Below are 16792 nucleotides of genomic sequence, written 5' to 3'. Positions count from 1 at the left end.
TGCAAGGTTAAAGAATATAAAAAATATTATTACCGGCAGATATTTGCTATTCAGACGTTGCAAATAATAAACTATTTTCTTAATTTTGCCACAATTTTGGGCGCATAAAAACTATCACCCCAATTTAACCATACTATAACAAGAAAAAATGGAAATCATTAACTTCTCGGAACAAAACTCCATTGTAAACCAGTACATGGCAGAAATCCGCGACAAGGACTACCAAACAAACCGTCTCCTTTTCCGTAACAACGTAATGCGAATAGGAGAGTTCGAAGCATTCGAAATATCTAAAACACTTCAGTACGAAATGAAGGAAGTCCATACACCGCTGGGTATTTCAAAGGTAAACGTACCTACCGACAAGATTGTGCTTGCTACTATCTTTCGCGCAGGACTTCCTTTCCACAACGGATTTCTCAACATTTTCGACCATGCAGGCAATGCTTTCGTAAGCGCATACAGGGAATACAAGGACAAGGAACACCACGAAGTAGGCATTCACGTAGAGTATTTGGCGACACCGAATATCGACGGCAAAACCCTCATTATTGCCGACCCGATGTTGGCAACAGGTGGTTCGATGGAACTTGGCTATAAGGCGATACTCTCTAAAGGTACACCTCGCCACGTCCATGTAGCTTGTGTAATCGCTTCGCCGGAAGGTATCGACCACATTAAAAAGACTTTCCCCGACAATAAAACCACCATTTGGTGCGGTGCAATCGACGAAGGCTTGAACGAACACAAGTACATTGTTCCCGGATTCGGCGATGCTGGCGACCTTTGTTACGGCGAAAAACTCTAAGCACAACCTATAAACCATACAGTGGCAATGGCTGATATTGGTCATTGCAAGACAGGTTTTTTCTATAAAATAAAGCGGAGTAGCGACGCAAGAAACTACTCCTTTCTGCTTTATTTTTTCTTTTTCTCTCCCTACTTCTATTTTTTTTAGCTTGCATAAACCTACTTTTTTTGAAATCTGAATATTCGTTAAAACGGCTCCGATAGTGTTAAATTCAAGAACCTCAACTTCGAAATTACGGGCACTTTTCTGCACTTCAAATTATTTATTTGCAAATAACGCCAGCATTTACGTGCTACCGTAAGAGGTTTATTTATAGATTGTTGTGTCCTTATAGGGTAGTGCTGTGCAGCGAAACCATATCTTCTACGTTACAAAACGAACACTTTTATGCGTGTATAGACCACATTTTCTGCTCCGTCGTCATCTTTTTGGTTTGCAAAAGAGCCGTTTTCGCGTTCCAAAACCGTAGGTTTTGCACGGTAAAACCTATTGTTTTGCATTGCAAAAGCGGCTCTTTCACTTTTCAAGCCCTATTTTCCTGCTCTCTTTTTCTCTATTTCACCCTTTCCGCTTGTGTTAAATTTATTGTCCCATTTACTTGATTTTAGAACAATAAATCGGAAGTGGTATCGGTTGCGATTGCTTTAAAATTAGTGTTTTTGTATTGGTAAATACAACTCATTATGCCAAATACTTTTGTCTTTCAGAGTTGTGATTAGCTTTTAAATAAATATCCTTGCAATACTAAATATAACCGACGTTTTACGAGCTGCGTTCAAATGGAATAAGAAAAGGGCGGATTATCCATTGCAAGTAAAAAGTCAGAGACATGCAGTCCTTACGTCCGCCGTCCTAATTCTTGGTTATGCCACACGTGGCAAATCCGCGTCATACGGTTGGATAGTGGTGTCTACATGCCCCTTTGCGTTTGAGTACGAAAACTGTCCATGTTATTAGGCGACTCCCCTAACACCACCACGCCGAGGTCTTTGTCTTAGATTGTGGTCTTCGTACCCCACTGCAAAGATACCAATAAATTAGAGAAAACAATAAAGAATGACTTTGAAAAAATTAAAAAACAACGAGAATTACGGTGGCGAAGGGTAAGTACAGGCTCACAACCGCACATAAAAAGGGGCATGCCCACAAATAAAATAGGTAGATACCAACGAGAAACGACCATGTATTGCCACATATTCGCCATTAGCATTCCTCGTTTTCGTTGCGTATCAAACCTAAAAAAACGGGACAGAGGTTGCGCTACGGTTGTACGGAATGCACAGGGAAAAATCAAAGTCGTGACTGTATCAACATCGGGACGAAAGCCGTTGTTTTGTAAAGATAATTTGTTTGAAAAATGATAATTTCGATTTGGCATCGCGAAAGCGGCTGTTTTGCGATGCAAAACCTACGCTTTTACCGTGCAAAACAGCCGCTTTTGAAACGCAAAACAATTGGTTTTGCAATGCGTTGATAAATAAGGAGTTATGCAAGAGAATTGATTATGAAAAATAATTACAGTCTTGTTGCCTTTTTCAGTCGTATCTATACGGTCAGAATGACAATAAAAAAAGGTCTTCAAATGTAAATTCTGTACATTTGAAGACCTTATGTCGGTGTGTTCGCAACAATCTAATTTAGCAGATAATAGGCTGCTTCACCGGCACATTTCCCGGCATAATAGATTGTTTAGCAACACAGTATGAAGGCAATTGGTTGTATTAACCATCGGTTATACTTTACCATTGCAGGATTGTTCACAAGAAAAAGGAAAAACTTTTCCATTGTTGAACAATTCTATTTCTGCGAATTTCCTGTTTCAGGTGCTTCGCCAATAAGATCCATAAACTGGTCGAGCTTCGGAGTAATGATAATTTGTGTACGGCGGTTGCGCTGCTTTCCAAGCTCGGTATCGTTGGTTGCGAGTGGGTTATACTCGCCACGGCCACCTGCAGTCAGACGTTTTGGGTCTACGCCAAATCGGTTTTGCAAGTACTGTGCTACCGATGAAGCACGCAAACAAGAGAGGTCCCAATTGTTGCGAATGTTCTTCATCTTCTCGCTCTGTGCATTTACGGGCACGTTGTCGGTATTACCTTCTATCAGCACATCGTAGTCTCTGTAATCGGTAATAATCTTTGCAATCTTGCTAAGGGTTTGTTCTGCCCGTTCGTTTACTTCGTATGAACCGCTCTTATAGAGCATATTGTCTGCCAATGAGATGTAAACAACGCCCTTCAACACCTGTACATCGACTTCCTTAAGTTCCTCTTTGCTGAGACTGCGTGTAAGGTTGTTGGTAAGAACAAGGTTGAGCGAGTCGCTCTTGGTCTTTACTTCCACAAGGTGGCGAATGTATTGATTGCTCTCGTTGATTTGGTCTACCAATTTTGAAATATTGATATTGTTCGAATTGGCATTGTTCAAACTCTTGTCGAGACTACCTTGCAAGGCTGCTGCACTTGCTTTTGCCTGTGCCAATTGGTCTTCCAAACTCTTTATGCGAGCATTGTTTGCTGCAATTGTTTCTTTGGCATTTTGGTATTCGCTCGATAGACGTTGGTTTTCCGACTGGCAGTTTTGCAAATCTTTCTTGCTGGCACAACCTGTCATCAACAGTGCACCTGCACACAAGGTCAATACTAAAAGGTTCTTTTTCATATTGCTAACAGTTTTTTAATTTATACTCATTACATTTGTTTTGCTCGAATACATCAAGCACAGATATATTATATCTACTTATTGTGCAAAGATATTCATTTGATGGCAGATAGCTATAAAAGTAAAATAGCTTTAGCTTATTTTAAGCGAGTTTAAGTATTTATACGCCAAAAACGCTATACGTTTTACTCAATAGGTTCTATTTTGGGGGCTTTTACCTCGGAAGGCTGCGTGCCGTTGCTTCCCGTTTCCTCCTTTATAGGGGGCGGTGGTATTGCCGGAACTGCGATGGGTTCGGGTTCAGGTATATCGTTTATGTTGCCGTTTCCGTCTTCCGAATCAACGTAATCTACCTTCTTGTTTTCCTTTACCTCTACTTCCTTCGCCTCTTCTTTCGTCAATACCGGAATTTTCGATGTGGTATCGATACCTATGACCGCACCCGACATATCCACTTCGTACTTGCGTGGCGGTGCCATATCGCGCGTTGCCATTAGGAACGACAACAACAGCGAACCAAAGAGAAGCACCCCTGCACAGATGGCAACGGGCTTGGTGTATGTAGGTTTCTTATTTCCTTGTGAGTTCATAAGCACATTGTAGAATAACGAACGTATGCGAAAGCAAAGTTGTTTCTATTGCACAAAAGTACTGAAAATATCCAATACCACCAAAAGAATGCACAAAATGCTACTGTTTCTTCTTGCTTATTTGGCGGTCAGAAAAAGCATCGCTTGCCTTGTTGAGGCTTTTATCGACATTGTTGCCGAACTTCTTTCCTGCCTCGCTCAGCTTTTTCAGGAACTTCTTGCTGTTCTTTTCGGCTTTGCCTGCAATTCGTCCGATGGCTTCCGACTCGCGTTCCATAAACTGTTCCATACCGTCGCCAATGGTGCTAAGCCCTTCTTTTATCTTTTCTTCAGATGTTTTCTTCTTATACGTTGTAGTGTCTGTCGTGTAAACATCGCAGTCTTCCGTTGCGTAAGTTTCTGTTTGTTGCTTTTTATCAGCAGTCTGCTTGTTTTGTTTTGCTTTTGAAACCTGTTTCTTTGCAGGCACAGGATAGTTTAGAACCGCATTTGTCTGTGCGCTCACGCTTGTGCTTATTCCTATAAAAAGGAAAGTCAGCAGGGTATAAACAATCTTTGTTTTCATTTTACTTTGAGGATTTAATTCGTTAATACTTCTATGATTTCGTTATTTTATGAGCTTTCTTATGATGAACCAAATGTGCTTTGCAAGGGTAGGGAATACGCCATAGTGCTTGCACATTACTTGAAAACGCTCGCGAAGCGATGCACGATGGTGCATTGTAGTTTGCCCTTCTTCCATGTAATTGGCTATTACGGCATGCACGTTTCTTATCAACAGCCCTTTCCGTTCGCCTTTGCGCATTATCTTTATACACCAATCCACATCGGCAGAATAACGATAGCGTGTGTCGAAAGGTGTTTTCCGTGCTATATCCAAGCGCGCATAAAAGGCTTGATGGCATACCAGCATACCATCGCGGAACGAACGCCAAGTCAGTTTTTCGGGCGGTTGCAATCTGCGAGGATACAGGAAATTGCCTTTTTCGTCTACAATATCAGTATTTCCATATACCACTGCGGGGCGTTCTTCGCCGTCTCCCACCTCGGCTGCCAATGCCACTTTCTCGAGTGTATCAGCCGCAGGAAAACGGTCGCCGGCATTCAGAAACACTACATAATCGCCCTTTGCACGCACCAAACCTTTATTCATAGCATCGTACAAGCCTTTATCGGGCTCGCTGTCGATACGAACGATATGGCCGTTTTCGGTACTGTCCGACATTTCTTTATAGGCTTCAGCTATCGTTACGGTATTGTCTGTCGATGCACCGTCCACGATAATGTGTTCCACCGTGGGGAAATCCTGCATCAGCACACTGTCTAACGTGGGCTGCAACACATCGGCTGCGTTATAGGTAATGGTGATTACTGAGAATGTTATCATTTATTTGTTCTTTGAATAAGCAAGTGCTCTCTTGTAAATGTCTATGTATTGCGTAGCTACACGCGCTTGCGAATAGCATTGTTTCACCTTTTCTACTGCATCGGAAGACAGCTTTTCGTAGTCGGCAACGTTCAGCACCCAGTTTATTCCGTATGCCAAATCAGCCGCATCTTTCATTTTCACCACATAGCCATTGCGCTCGTGGTCTATCATTTCGGGAATACCGCCCACCTTAAAACCAACACAGGGCACGCCACAAGCCATTGCTTCCATTATAGTGTTGGGCAGATTGTCCGACAACGATGGCAACACAAACACGTCAATGGCATTGTAAACATCTACTATCTGCTGTGTATCGCTTACATATCCTAACGGGAACATCGGCAAGTCGAAGTGCTCGCGCAAGTCTTCAGCGTGGCTTCCGAGCACTACAACCGCAGTATTTGCTAACGTTTCGGGGTGCTGTTCTACCATCTTTCGGCACGCATCGACCAAGTAACTCATACCTTTGTTCCGGTTTGTAACCCGCTGCGATGCAAAAAGAATTAAGCGTTTATCGGCCGGCAAACCCAATTTTCTGCGGGCTTCAACCTTGTCTGACTTGCAGAAAACGTTTGTATCGATTGGGTTCGGAATACATTCTATGGTGTTCTGACCTATCAATGCACTTCGCTTTGCCTCGCCTTGCAGCCACTTGCTGCACGTTATATATATAATATGTGAACGCCCTTCTATTGCTTCCTTGCGTTTCCACGTCTTCCGTACAAGGTTTCTCCCTACGCCTGAAGGCAGCAGGCGGCATTCCTTGCATTGGGTTTCAAACTGCCGGCAGTCTAACGTAATGTGGCAAACAGCCGTGGCGGGCCATATATCGTGCATTGTCCACACAAGCGGTTTGCCCGTTTTCAGTATCTTTTCAATACCTTTGAGCGACAGCATACCTTGATTTATCCATGCCAAATGAACAACATCGGCATCTTTAAACGCCTGCAACTGCGTTATGTCGGTACCTGCGTTGGCAATATCGATAGCAAAGAGGTTGTGCTTAGAGAAGTGCAGATGCCGGAATATACACCACCGTTCCCACAGCTTGTTCCATCGTGTGCGCCACCCATTCTTTATTGTAAATACGGTCTTGTCGTCGCTCAACTTATCACGAACAAGCATATTTGCCTCTATTCCGTTGTTGTTCAGCGCATCTTTCAAACGGTTTGCAGCTACGGCAGCACCTCCGGTTTGTTCACTTGTATTTACAATCAATACTCTCATCATACCTTTATTTCACCTGACAAAGATACAAGTTTTCAATGAAATAATAGAAAAAAGCAGAAAATAATCCCATAAAACAATTCTAACCTCTTCTCCCCGCCAACCTTTGACTTACATCAAGAATTTGCAGTTTTGTTAAAAACGACCCTTAAAATATTTGCAAGAATTTCAAATACTCTTTATCTTTGCATCGTCAAAAGGTTAATAGATTGTTTAGGTTAGTAGTAATAGATTTAGGTTTTTAGTTATTTTTTAAAGGTAAAGTTTAACAGATTGTATAAATAAGGAAAACAAGGAGACCGTGAGGCTTCCTCTATTCATAAGATAAAAAACAATTAAGGTTAAACAAAATAAATGCTGAAGCTCGTTGAGAGTTTCAGCATTTATTTTTATCCCCTTTGTCTTCTTGCTGCAAAAGAACTCTTGTTTGACTGCAATACAGCCAATGCTGTTTTACTTTCGTTGTTCAATAAAAATGCCGAAAAATCGCTTTGGTTTTGTAAATATAATTCTGAAGAAAAATGATAATTTCGTTTTGGCATTGCAAAACCGTAGGTTTTACAACGCAAAACAGCCGCTTTTACCGTGCAAAAGCGTAGGTTTTGCAATGCGAAACAATAGGTTTTGGAATGTACTGATAATAAGATAGTTACACAACAGTGAAGCTGTGAATAAATATTTACACTTTTATTGCCTTCTTTTCGCCCATAAAACATAGAGCAACCCCATGTCTGAAGTAGACCAAAACAGACTTCCAACTGTTTGCTTCAGCTGCTTCCGGAAAGATAAAACAAAGGCAATGGAAAGACAGAACAGCAAAGCCGGCACGTACAAACATAATAGAAAAAGGTGGTGTATCATTGTTTGAAACACCACCTTTTTACTTTCTCAAATCATCAACTAACCTAAATAATTTACTCTCTAATAATAACTAATCAACTATTTTTTTACTTACGTGGACTGCTTGTGCTATGTTAGCAGCCACGACTGCAACTACCATCAATATTATGAACATTATCTTTTTACCTCTCTTGAGAGCCCTTTGCCCTCACTAATTTAACTTTTTACCTATTGTTTACGGGTGCAAAGTTACGGCTTATTGGGTTTTCAGACAAACAATTCGGGCAAGACTGTACAATATGGGCGCATTTATTGCCGTGCGTCAAGCGGATTGATTTTTATCAATGGTAAATTTGTGAGCCTCGTATTTTTTAATTAAATTTGTCGGACGGTAGCGAGAATAAAGCGATGGAAAAGAATATAGAACTGCAAAATGCGTGGGACTTTGTAGAACACACAGGCATCAGCATCTTTCTTACAGGAAAGGCAGGTACAGGAAAAACAACCTTTTTGCGTGCCATTAAGCAACACAGCACAAAGCGAATGGTGGTGGTAGCACCTACGGGGGTGGCTGCCATTAATGCCGGTGGCGTAACCATTCACTCGTTTTTTCAGCTTCCCCTTTCGCCTTTCGTGCCCGAAAGCATGGTAAAACCGCGTTTCGAATACAGCAAACAGAAACGAAAGATAATGCGAACGCTCGACTTGCTCGTTATCGACGAGATAAGTATGGTGCGTGCCGACATACTTGACGCTATCGATTCGGTGCTCCGCCGCTTCCGAGAACATGACAAACCATTTGGCGGAGTGCAACTTCTGATGATTGGCGACTTGCAACAGCTTACTCCGGTGGTGAAGTCTGAAGAGGAAGAACTGCTGAACCGATACTACAACACGCCTTATTTCTTCGACTCGAAGGCATTGCAAAGCATACAGTACGTTACGATTGAACTGACGAAAGTGTTCAGACAGCAAGACGAAACGTTCATAAACGTTCTGAACCACTTCAGAGACGGCAACGTAACAGACGAGGATTTCGAGACTCTGAATAAACGTTATAAACTAAATTTCAAGCCCGAAGAGGGCAGCGACTATATTCATCTGACGACTCACAACCGCATTGCCGACAATCTAAACAACAAGCAATTAAGGCAGATAGAATCGGAGGAGTTCAAGTTTTGCGCACAAACGGAGGGACAATTCCCCGACAACAGCTATCCTGCCGACTATGAACTGACACTGAAACGCGGTGCGCAGGTGATGTTTATCCACAACGACCGCTTCGAAAGATACTACAACGGCAAGATTGGGCGCATTACTTACATTGACGAAGAAAAGATAGCGGTGGCTTGTACCGGCGATGACGAAGCAATAGAAGTAGAGCCGCAAACGTGGGAAAACACGCGCTACACACTCAACGAGCGAACAAAGCAGATTGAAGGCGAAGTGTTGGGCACCTTCACGCAGTATCCGTTGCGATTGGCTTGGGCTATTACCATACACAAAAGTCAGGGACTTACCTTCGAACACGCCATTATCGACGCTCAGCAGGCTTTTGCTTCGGGGCAGGTATATGTGGCTTTGAGCCGTTGTCGCTCGTTGGAAGGCTTGGTATTGGCATCGCCGCTGAACCGGAATGCCGTTATCAACGATGCACGGGTGGACAGCTATATTGCCCAACAGAATATGCGTGCAGCGGAAAGTATAAGGAATTTGCCACTGCTGAAAGAGGAGTATTACAGAATGCTGATAATGGAATTGTTCAACTTCAACGAAATTTCCACTCTCGAAGCTGCACTTTTCAGAACTCTGGCAGAACACTTTCACAAGTATGCCAAGACGATAGCACTCCACCGAACAACCTTGGACGACTTGAAAAAACGCATTATCGATGTGTCGTCGAAATGGACACAGCTTGTAAGAAGTATGCCAACGGAAGACTTGCACAGCTCCGAATTTCTCGAAAGAATAAAGAGCGGCGCACGATATTTCTACAACGAACTTATTGAAATATTCTCCGAGCAGATTGAAATAACCAAAGGCATAGAGAGTAAGAACAAGGAAGCAATGAAACGCATAGACAACAACATTGCCGAACTTGAGCAAACCCGACATGCAAAGCTATTGCTATTGGAGGATATGATGGAAGAAGACTTCAGCACAAGCCGCTATCTGAAGTGCAAACAAGAAACTATTCTTATATCAATGGGCGACGAAGACGGTGCAAAACGACGCGACAAAAAGCGTAAGGCAAAGGCAGAAAAGAAGCCGAAAGAGGCTACGCACGCCATAAGCTACAAACTTTATAAAAGCGGAATGGACTTGAAAGCCATTGCAAAGGAGCGCGGTCTTACGCTGCAAACCATTGTAAACCATATCGCAAAGTATGTTGCGAGCGGCGAATTGCAAGCCTCCGACTTTGTAGATGAGCGGAAAGTGGCAACCATTCGATGCGTACTGAAGAAGTTTTCGCCCAACGAAGGCTTCAAAAGCATTAAGGAAGCCTGCCCTCCCGAAATAACTTACAACGATATAACCTTTGTTCTGGCAGAGGAAAAAAAGAAAGAACAGGAAAGCATATAGACAAGCTAAACCACCCTTTGCAACAAAGCCGTTTGCTTATATATACTGTATATGACAGTAAGTTTGTAATAACAATTCCATCGAAATAGTAGCAAGAAAAAACAAACACATTAACAGTAGATTGCGGAAAATAGAAGCAAAGTTGTCTGTGCTTTATGGAAGTATAGACCAAATATGCGCTTTAAAACGCTATGGTAGCTATAAAAAATCATAATTTCAAGAAAAAACTTATGCAAATAGTTTGGTTTTTCTTTTTTTTATCCATACCTTTGCATTACTTATAAATAAGTCTTGATTACAAACAGACAAAATAGTTATTAGTAAGTTAATAGTCAAAAAAATGTAAGTTAGTATGCCTTCGTGATGAAGGCGCACTAATAATAATTGAGTCAAGTAATTTTTTGAGTTATTTAGTTAAGTGGCAAGGCCTATGTATGCGTGAGCAAGCATAGGCTTTTTTCAGGCTTTTTATCCAGACGTTTTTATGTTGTATAAACACATGAAAAAACTCTGTGCAGAGCTGCACAGAGTCTTTATACTTTATGTATTATAAGGATTAACCTTTTTAATGTAAGGTGTTCACCTTTGCATTATATGGGTGGATTAACCTTTTTAATGTAAGGCGTTTACCTTTGCATTATATGGGATTTGCCTTATTTTACCTTTTCTTCTGAATCGAGCATGTGCTCCGGAGAAAGTATCTTGTCGAGTTGTTCCTTTGTGAGGACACCCTTTTCGAGCACGAGGTCGTAAACTGAACCACCGGTTTCGAGTGCTTCCTTGGCAATCTTTGTGCTGTTCTTGTAGCCAATGTATGGGTTAAGAGCAGTTACGATACCGATAGAGTGCTTTACGGTAGCTGCGTTGTGTTCGCGGTTTACGGTGATGCCGTCGATGCACTTCTCGCGGAGTGTGTCGAAAGCTTCGCCCAACCATGTTATGTCTTCTACCAAGCACTGCATGATGATAGGTTCCATAACGTTCAACTGCAACTGTCCGGCTTCTGCTGCAAGCATAACGGTTGTGTCGTTGCCAATTACTTTGAAGCAGGTTTGGTTGGTAACTTCAGGGATAACGGGGTTTACTTTGCCCGGCATGATGCTTGAACCCGGTGCCATTGGAGGAAGATTTATCTCGTTGAGACCGCAGCGTGGACCTGAAGCCATGAGGCGGAGGTCGTTGCAAATCTTAGAGAGCTTGATTGCCAAACGCTTCATTGCGCTGCTATAGTTCACGAGATCGGTTGTATCGGGGGTTGCTGCAACGAGGTCTTCGCTTGCTTTGAATGGCATGCCTGTGAACTCGCTGAGTTTCTTTGCGCATATTTCGGGGAAACCCGGTGCTGCGTTCAAGCCGGTACCGATGGCTGTACCGCCCATATTGATTTCAAGGAACATTTCCGCACTCTTGTTCAAGTTGTCGATTTCTGCTTCGAGCAGGTTGGCGAATGCGTTAAATTCCTGACCGCTTGTCATAGGAACGGCGTCTTGGAGCTGTGTGCGTCCCATTTTGATGTCGTGCTTGAACTCTTCTGCTTTCTTGCGGAAAGAAGCAACGAGGGCTGCCAGTTTCCCGACCAATGTCTTGTTCATGCGGATTAGAGCCAAGTGGATTGCCGATGGGTATGCGTCGTTTGTAGACTGACCGCAGTTGGCGTGGTCGTTTGGAGCACAGTATTTGTGTTCGCCTTTCTGATGTCCGAGTATTTCACATGCACGGTTTGCGATAACTTCGTTGGCGTTCATGTTTACCGATGTGCCTGCACCGCCTTGTACCATGTCGGTAACAAAGTCTTCGTGGAACTTGCCGTCGATGATTTCGCGGCATGCCTGTGCCATTGCGTCGCAGATTTCGTTGTTGATTTCGCCTAATTCGCGGTTGGTTTCAACGGCTGCCAGCTTAACGTAAGCCATTGCGATTACGTAGTCCGGATAGTCGCACATTCTTTTACCTGAGATGTGGTAGTTGTTTACTGCGCGTTGTGTCTGCACACCGTAGTATGCGTTAGCCGGTACTTGAAGTTCGCCCAGGAGGTCGCTTTCGATACGGAATTCTTTGTTGTTTGTTTCGTTTGCCATGTTGTATGCAAATTTTATTAGTTAAATATTGTGTTTAAGTTCGTTGCTTATGGGGCGGTTTTTATTTTTGTAAAACCTTTGCTTAGCAATGCAAATGTAGCAAATTATTAGTTGGTTGGGGAAGTTTTGGGGCGAAACATTTTAAACTTAGCAATATTTAACGAATGATTTAAAAGACGCAAAACCGTCATTGTGCACGCATAATCCTATGTATTGGAAACAATCGTTTTGTTTCAGGCTGAAAAGGGATCGTCGGTGCTGTGTAAAGGTGGTATTGCCTGACTTTATGTTACTGCTTCGTCTGCTGTCATAAAGTAAAGAAAGCGTGTGCAGAAACGGAATTAACGCTCCGTTTCAACCGTATTGCGGGTGGCAGAGAAATGCACCCATAAACAGTGATTGCTAAAGGTGATATTGAAGAACAATAAAAGAACCCTGTCGGAACTCGGGAATAGAGTTCGACAGGGCTCTTTGATTTATATAGCCGAACTTAAAGCATGTCGGTTTTAAGTCGGCGTATTCTTTCTTTTAAGTTTTACGATTTAGTAGGCTTTTATTCTGTACATGAAACCAATCTCGATGCGATTTGTGTTGTAATCCTTCAAGCCTGAAGCCTTGCTGTAGTCGTATTTGCGCCCAATGTATGCCAAGAAAATGCGGAAGTCTTGGCTTTTTGCGGGATAATACTCTATGCTGCCCATGTAAGCGTAGCTCTTTCGATAGTCCTTCATCTTCTCTATCTTTGTTACGCTTGCTGTTTCGTACATACCTTTCAGCATTAAGTTCCACTGCGGAGCAAACTGCCAGTTCATTTTTGTAATGAACGAATTGTAGTGAACATCGCTGAAGTATGACTCTCCTGTATGTGCGGGCACTGCCGTAACTTCGCTCGATGCAATCTTTAAACGGTCCAAACCGTCGAATGCGCCCATATAATCGAAGTACCATTGCAATTTTGGAAGGTTCAACTGCTGACCCAAAACCAACATGCGAGAGTATTTGTGCTCGGCTTGGGTCTGTATTCCCCAAGACCAACGTGTGAGCAATTTGTTGCCAAAGAAGCTACCGTTCCAGTTTGCAATGTATGTCAGCGGATTTCTTGAAGCCTCCAATTGGCGGATCCCGTTCTTCTCTAACGATACGGCGTTGCTTCCATATTCCGTTGCAAATTTGTTGTTGTTGGCATCACTGACTTCAAAGGCAAGTTCTTGTGTAGGTACCGGTTTGTAACTGAGTACCACACCTGCCATGAAGTTGTCCATATTGTCTACCATATCAGAGTATTGGTAAATGTACATTGGATTTTCGTCGAACTCGAAACCTCCCCAAATCTGGCACATCTTACCTGCTTCAATCTTCAGTTTGTCGTTGAATTTGTATCCAACCATCATAATGTCGGTGGCTTTGGCGAAGTTGTCTTCGCTCTGTGCACCGTTCGCTTTGTTCAGACGGTGGCGCAAACGATAGTAAAGTTTGTCGGTAAGGTTACCTTTTATTTCGATACGCAACTGCTTGTTGGCAAACCTTGTGCCCCAATCCTTGTTTGCATCTTGTGAAATCTGACCGGAAGCAGCGTAGTTGAAATAAACGTTGAACATATCGTTATGCTTCTTCAGCTTCGTAATCTCTTCAGAAAGCGACTTGAAATCGCCGTCTCCTGCACCATAACTATGGTTGTCTTGTGCCATTCCGCTTGTTGCAATTGCCAACAATGCGCCTAAAAGTATAGTCTTTTTCATAATTCTTTGTCTTTATGTTGTAAATAGGAAAAGTGGTTTTCTCTCAATGTTTCCATCGTAAAGGGGCGATATTTCTTTCTCGCTCCTTTACGATTTCACACCCGACAATTAGTATTCGGCGAAGTATTGCTGAATTTTCTGCCAGTCCTTCGTCTTTGTCAAGGCAAGCATCAGAAGCACGCGTGCCTTTTGCGGATTAAGGTTCAAAGATGCAATGAAGTGATATTTGGCATCGTCCACTTCGCCGTTAAGGTTGGTAGGACCGAAAGGAACGCGGCTTGCACGTACAACATTGATGCCATTGCCGACAGCTTTCAAAGCAACATCGAACACGTCTTTGTAGAAATTACCGTCGCCCACACCTGCCAAAACGATACCATCGTACTTGGCATCTACGAATGCTTGCATTGGAAGTGGTGAGCAGTTGGCATAGCCGTAAACGATACCCACCTTTGGAAGTGCAGTCAGGTTCTTTACATCGAACTCTGATTGAAGACCTTGCTTTGCCATTGGTTTGTGCAAATAAACCGGCTTACCGTTGTAAACATAACCCATTTCGCCGTAAATACCGCCTTTGAAAGTTGCGCAATCTGTGGTATGAGTCTTCAAAACAGACTTTGCTTCAAACAATTCGTTGTTCATGCAAACCATTACACCTTGCCCTTTTGAAGATGGGTCAGCTACAGCGCAGATTCCATTGTAGAGATTGGCAGGACCGTCTGCACTGATAGCGGTAGATGGGCGCATAGAACCAACCAGCACAACAGGCTTGTCTGAGTGAACCGTCAATGAAAGGAAGTAAGCTGTTTCTTCCATTGTGTCGGTACCGTGAGTAACCAATACACCGTCGTAGCCCTCTTCGTTCAACAGCTGGTTGATGCGTTTTGCCAACTTCAACCACACTCCGTCGTTCATATCTTGGCTGCCGATGTTTACAATCTGTTCGCCCGAAACGTTTGCAACGTCCTTTATCTGAGGTACGGCATCTATCAAAGTCTGAACGCCAACTTGCCCTGCGCCATACGCAGAGCTTGTAGCCGATGCAGAAACACCTGCGATTGTTCCGCCTGTTGCCAAGATACGAATCTTTGGTTTCTGTGCCAATACCACTGAAGACACCAACAGTGTCAATGTCATCAGAACTGAAATTTTAAATCTTCTCATAATAAATTGAATTTTGATAAGTTGTTAATATTTTAGTAATCTCTTTACATTAGTTATCCTTTAGAGGAATTGAACAATAAGCGCAGCCACGCCAATGGAGACGATGGTTGTAACAAAACCCGGCAATTGGAAGCTGTGATTGATAACATACTTGCCCACATGCGTCGTTCCCGTGCGGTCGAAGTCGAGTGCTGCCACCTCGGTAGGATAGTTTGGCAAGAAGAAATATCCATTGCAAGCAGGGAACATAGCCACCAGCAACATCGGATTGATGCCCAAGGCTACGCCGACAGGATAGAGCGTACTTACGGTTGCAGCTTGCGAGAAGAGCATGATGCTCATGATGAACAAAGCCACTGCAAACAAGAAAGGTGCACTTGCAACCATACCCGACAGCGCATTGTTCAGGTATTCTTCGTTGCCCATATAGAAAGTGCTGCCCATCCACGCAATACCGAAGATGCCCACGACGGCGTTCATGCCTGCCTTAAATATGTTTCCATTCACAGCATCGCTTGCTTTTGCTTTACCGACAAAGAGTATCAGAGCAGCGATTGACATCATAATCATTTCGATTGTCTGGCTCATGGTAACGCCTTCGGGGCGCAATTTTGGGAAGAAACCGAAGATTACCACCAAGATAACGCCTGCAAAGAATGCCCAAACAGAGTATTTTGCACGTGGGTTAGGCTGTTCTTCAGCCACTTCAAGGTTGTGTCTGTCTTCTTCCGGATTGATAATGCCCTCTGCCACCCTGCGCTTATATTCGGGGTCGTCCTCCAATTCCTTGCCCACGCGGTTTTGAATGAAGGCTGTCACCAAGATGGCAACAAGCGATGCCGGAATACAAACTATCAGGATGGTGCCCAGCTCAATGCCTTTTGCGCCGAGAATATCCTGACTGATTAATGCTGCGGTAGCTGCACTTACAGGGCTTCCCGTTATTCCCAACGAGGCTGCAATAACGCTCAGACTCATCGGGCGTTCGGGTCGTATCTTGTTGGCTTGTGCTATTTCGGAGATGATAGGCAACAACGAATAAGACGTATGTGCCGTTCCTGCAACGATGCAGAACAGCCAACAGGTAAGCGGACCAAAGTAAGTAATCTGTTCGGGGTGCTTTCTCAGGAACTTGGCGGCTACTCCCACCAAGTATTCCAAACCGCCCGATGCCTGCAAAGCCGCCGCCGCCGTAATTACGGCAACAATAATCATCATAACATCGATTGGTGCTGAACCCGGTTTAAGTCCGAAGCCAAACACAAGGACAAACACACCAATCATGCCGTAAATACCTAATCCAATTCCTCCCACTCGTGCGCCGATAAAAATCATAGCCAAAACCACGAGTAATTCTCCAATTACTAAAAGTTCCATTATTCAGTCTTTGTTTGTTTTCGCATTATTTAAACTAATGCAAAAATAACATTTTTATACTATCATCGGTGCTTTTATTGACAAAAATATTCACTTTGTTATTATCTTTTAACATACTCGGTTGAATATCGGGCAACGTAAATTCAACAAGCAAATATTGCTCGATTTCATGTTACTTTCGGTGTCTCTGTAAGTGATTGATAGTAAAGGATATACAAAAATATGGAATTTCTCGAAAAAAACGTAGGTACTTTTTGCCCAAAAAGTACCTACGTTTTAGTGAAAAAGTACGT

13 protein-coding genes are annotated in these 16792 nt (G+C 43.1%); 2 read left to right on the top strand and 11 right to left on the bottom strand.

All coding sequences use genetic code 11. From position 1 onward, the window contains the following. The first annotated feature begins 148 nt into the window (after positions 1 to 148). The gene (gene upp / locus JCM15124_RS10670) at positions 149 to 808 is read left to right on the top strand and encodes a uracil phosphoribosyltransferase (protein ID WP_024999424.1); all 660 of its coding nucleotides are present in this window, start codon (positions 149 to 151) and stop codon (positions 806 to 808) included. Between the two features lie 1310 nt (positions 809 to 2118). On the opposite strand, the gene JCM15124_RS16755 is transcribed toward upp, so the two are convergent. From JCM15124_RS16755 to JCM15124_RS16005, 7 genes are all read right to left on the bottom strand, one after another. Then, complete coding sequence (locus JCM15124_RS16755; protein ID WP_084609065.1) at positions 2119 to 2304, bottom strand: hypothetical protein; 186 nt, start codon at positions 2302 to 2304, stop codon at positions 2119 to 2121. 304 nt (positions 2305 to 2608) lie between these two features. Then, on the bottom strand, positions 2609 to 3472 hold the full coding sequence (locus JCM15124_RS10655; protein WP_024999423.1) for an OmpA/MotB family protein: 864 nt from the start codon (positions 3470 to 3472) through the stop codon (positions 2609 to 2611). 185 nt (positions 3473 to 3657) lie between these two features. After that, positions 3658 to 4062, bottom strand: a complete 405-nt coding sequence (locus JCM15124_RS10650) for a hypothetical protein (RefSeq protein ID WP_024999422.1) — start codon at positions 4060 to 4062, stop codon at positions 3658 to 3660. 100 nt (positions 4063 to 4162) lie between these two features. Next, entirely contained in the window at positions 4163 to 4627 is a 465-nt protein-coding gene (locus tag JCM15124_RS10645; RefSeq protein ID WP_024999421.1) for a hypothetical protein, read from the bottom strand. 42 nt (positions 4628 to 4669) lie between these two features. After that, complete coding sequence (locus tag JCM15124_RS10640; protein ID WP_024999420.1) at positions 4670 to 5449, bottom strand: glycosyltransferase family 2 protein; 780 nt, start codon at positions 5447 to 5449, stop codon at positions 4670 to 4672. Next, complete coding sequence (locus JCM15124_RS10635; RefSeq protein ID WP_024999419.1) at positions 5450 to 6718, bottom strand: glycosyltransferase family 4 protein; 1269 nt, start codon at positions 6716 to 6718, stop codon at positions 5450 to 5452. It lies immediately after the preceding gene. Positions 6719 to 7107: 389 nt separating this feature from the next. Continuing rightward, positions 7108 to 7476, bottom strand: coding sequence for a hypothetical protein (locus tag JCM15124_RS16005; RefSeq protein WP_156930712.1), 369 nt, complete (start codon positions 7474 to 7476; stop codon positions 7108 to 7110). Between the two features lie 490 nt (positions 7477 to 7966). On the opposite strand from JCM15124_RS16005, the gene JCM15124_RS10620 reads away from it, so the two are divergent. Beyond that, positions 7967 to 10141 carry a helix-turn-helix domain-containing protein gene (locus tag JCM15124_RS10620; RefSeq protein ID WP_024999418.1) on the top strand — a complete coding sequence of 725 codons (2175 nt, stop codon included), beginning with the start codon at positions 7967 to 7969 and terminating at the stop codon, positions 10139 to 10141. 653 nt (positions 10142 to 10794) lie between these two features. Here the strand turns inward: JCM15124_RS10620 and JCM15124_RS10615 are convergent. The 4 genes from JCM15124_RS10615 to JCM15124_RS10600 form a co-directional block, all read right to left on the bottom strand. Beyond that, positions 10795 to 12219, bottom strand: coding sequence for an aspartate ammonia-lyase (locus JCM15124_RS10615; RefSeq protein WP_024999417.1), 1425 nt, complete (start codon positions 12217 to 12219; stop codon positions 10795 to 10797). Between the two features lie 542 nt (positions 12220 to 12761). Beyond that, positions 12762 to 13958 carry a porin gene (locus JCM15124_RS10610; RefSeq protein ID WP_024999416.1) on the bottom strand — a complete coding sequence of 399 codons (1197 nt, stop codon included), beginning with the start codon at positions 13956 to 13958 and terminating at the stop codon, positions 12762 to 12764. 108 nt (positions 13959 to 14066) lie between these two features. Continuing rightward, positions 14067 to 15122, bottom strand: coding sequence for an L-asparaginase 2 (ansB, locus tag JCM15124_RS10605; RefSeq protein WP_024999415.1), 1056 nt, complete (start codon positions 15120 to 15122; stop codon positions 14067 to 14069). Positions 15123 to 15182: 60 nt separating this feature from the next. Next, the gene (locus JCM15124_RS10600; RefSeq protein WP_024999414.1) at positions 15183 to 16499 is read right to left on the bottom strand and encodes an anaerobic C4-dicarboxylate transporter family protein; all 1317 of its coding nucleotides are present in this window, start codon (positions 16497 to 16499) and stop codon (positions 15183 to 15185) included. Between the last annotated feature and the right edge of the window lie 293 nt (positions 16500 to 16792).

It is taken from the genome of Prevotella falsenii DSM 22864 = JCM 15124 (genome assembly GCF_000613945.1).
Taxonomy (GTDB): Bacteria; Bacteroidota; Bacteroidia; order Bacteroidales; family Bacteroidaceae; genus Prevotella; species Prevotella falsenii.
The sequence above is the reverse complement of the archived record's forward strand: the minus strand, read 5'-3'. Positions and strand labels throughout refer to the sequence as shown.

What these genes read in the sequence shown, in the direction of transcription:
- upp (WP_024999424.1), top strand. Translation starts at nt 149, where the DNA reads ATGGAAATCATTAACTTCTCGGAACAAAACTCCATTGTAAACCAGTAC.
- JCM15124_RS10655 (WP_024999423.1), bottom strand. Translation starts at nt 3,472, where the DNA reads ATGAAAAAGAACCTTTTAGTATTGACCTTGTGTGCAGGTGCACTGTTG.
- JCM15124_RS10650 (WP_024999422.1), bottom strand. Translation starts at nt 4,062, where the DNA reads ATGAACTCACAAGGAAATAAGAAACCTACATACACCAAGCCCGTTGCC.
- JCM15124_RS10645 (WP_024999421.1), bottom strand. Translation starts at nt 4,627, where the DNA reads ATGAAAACAAAGATTGTTTATACCCTGCTGACTTTCCTTTTTATAGGA.
- JCM15124_RS10640 (WP_024999420.1), bottom strand. Translation starts at nt 5,449, where the DNA reads ATGATAACATTCTCAGTAATCACCATTACCTATAACGCAGCCGATGTG.
- JCM15124_RS10635 (WP_024999419.1), bottom strand. Translation starts at nt 6,718, where the DNA reads ATGAGAGTATTGATTGTAAATACAAGTGAACAAACCGGAGGTGCTGCC.
- JCM15124_RS10620 (WP_024999418.1), top strand. Translation starts at nt 7,967, where the DNA reads ATGGAAAAGAATATAGAACTGCAAAATGCGTGGGACTTTGTAGAACAC.
- JCM15124_RS10615 (WP_024999417.1), bottom strand. Translation starts at nt 12,219, where the DNA reads ATGGCAAACGAAACAAACAACAAAGAATTCCGTATCGAAAGCGACCTC.
- JCM15124_RS10610 (WP_024999416.1), bottom strand. Translation starts at nt 13,958, where the DNA reads ATGAAAAAGACTATACTTTTAGGCGCATTGTTGGCAATTGCAACAAGC.
- ansB (WP_024999415.1), bottom strand. Translation starts at nt 15,122, where the DNA reads ATGAGAAGATTTAAAATTTCAGTTCTGATGACATTGACACTGTTGGTG.
- JCM15124_RS10600 (WP_024999414.1), bottom strand. Translation starts at nt 16,499, where the DNA reads ATGGAACTTTTAGTAATTGGAGAATTACTCGTGGTTTTGGCTATGATT.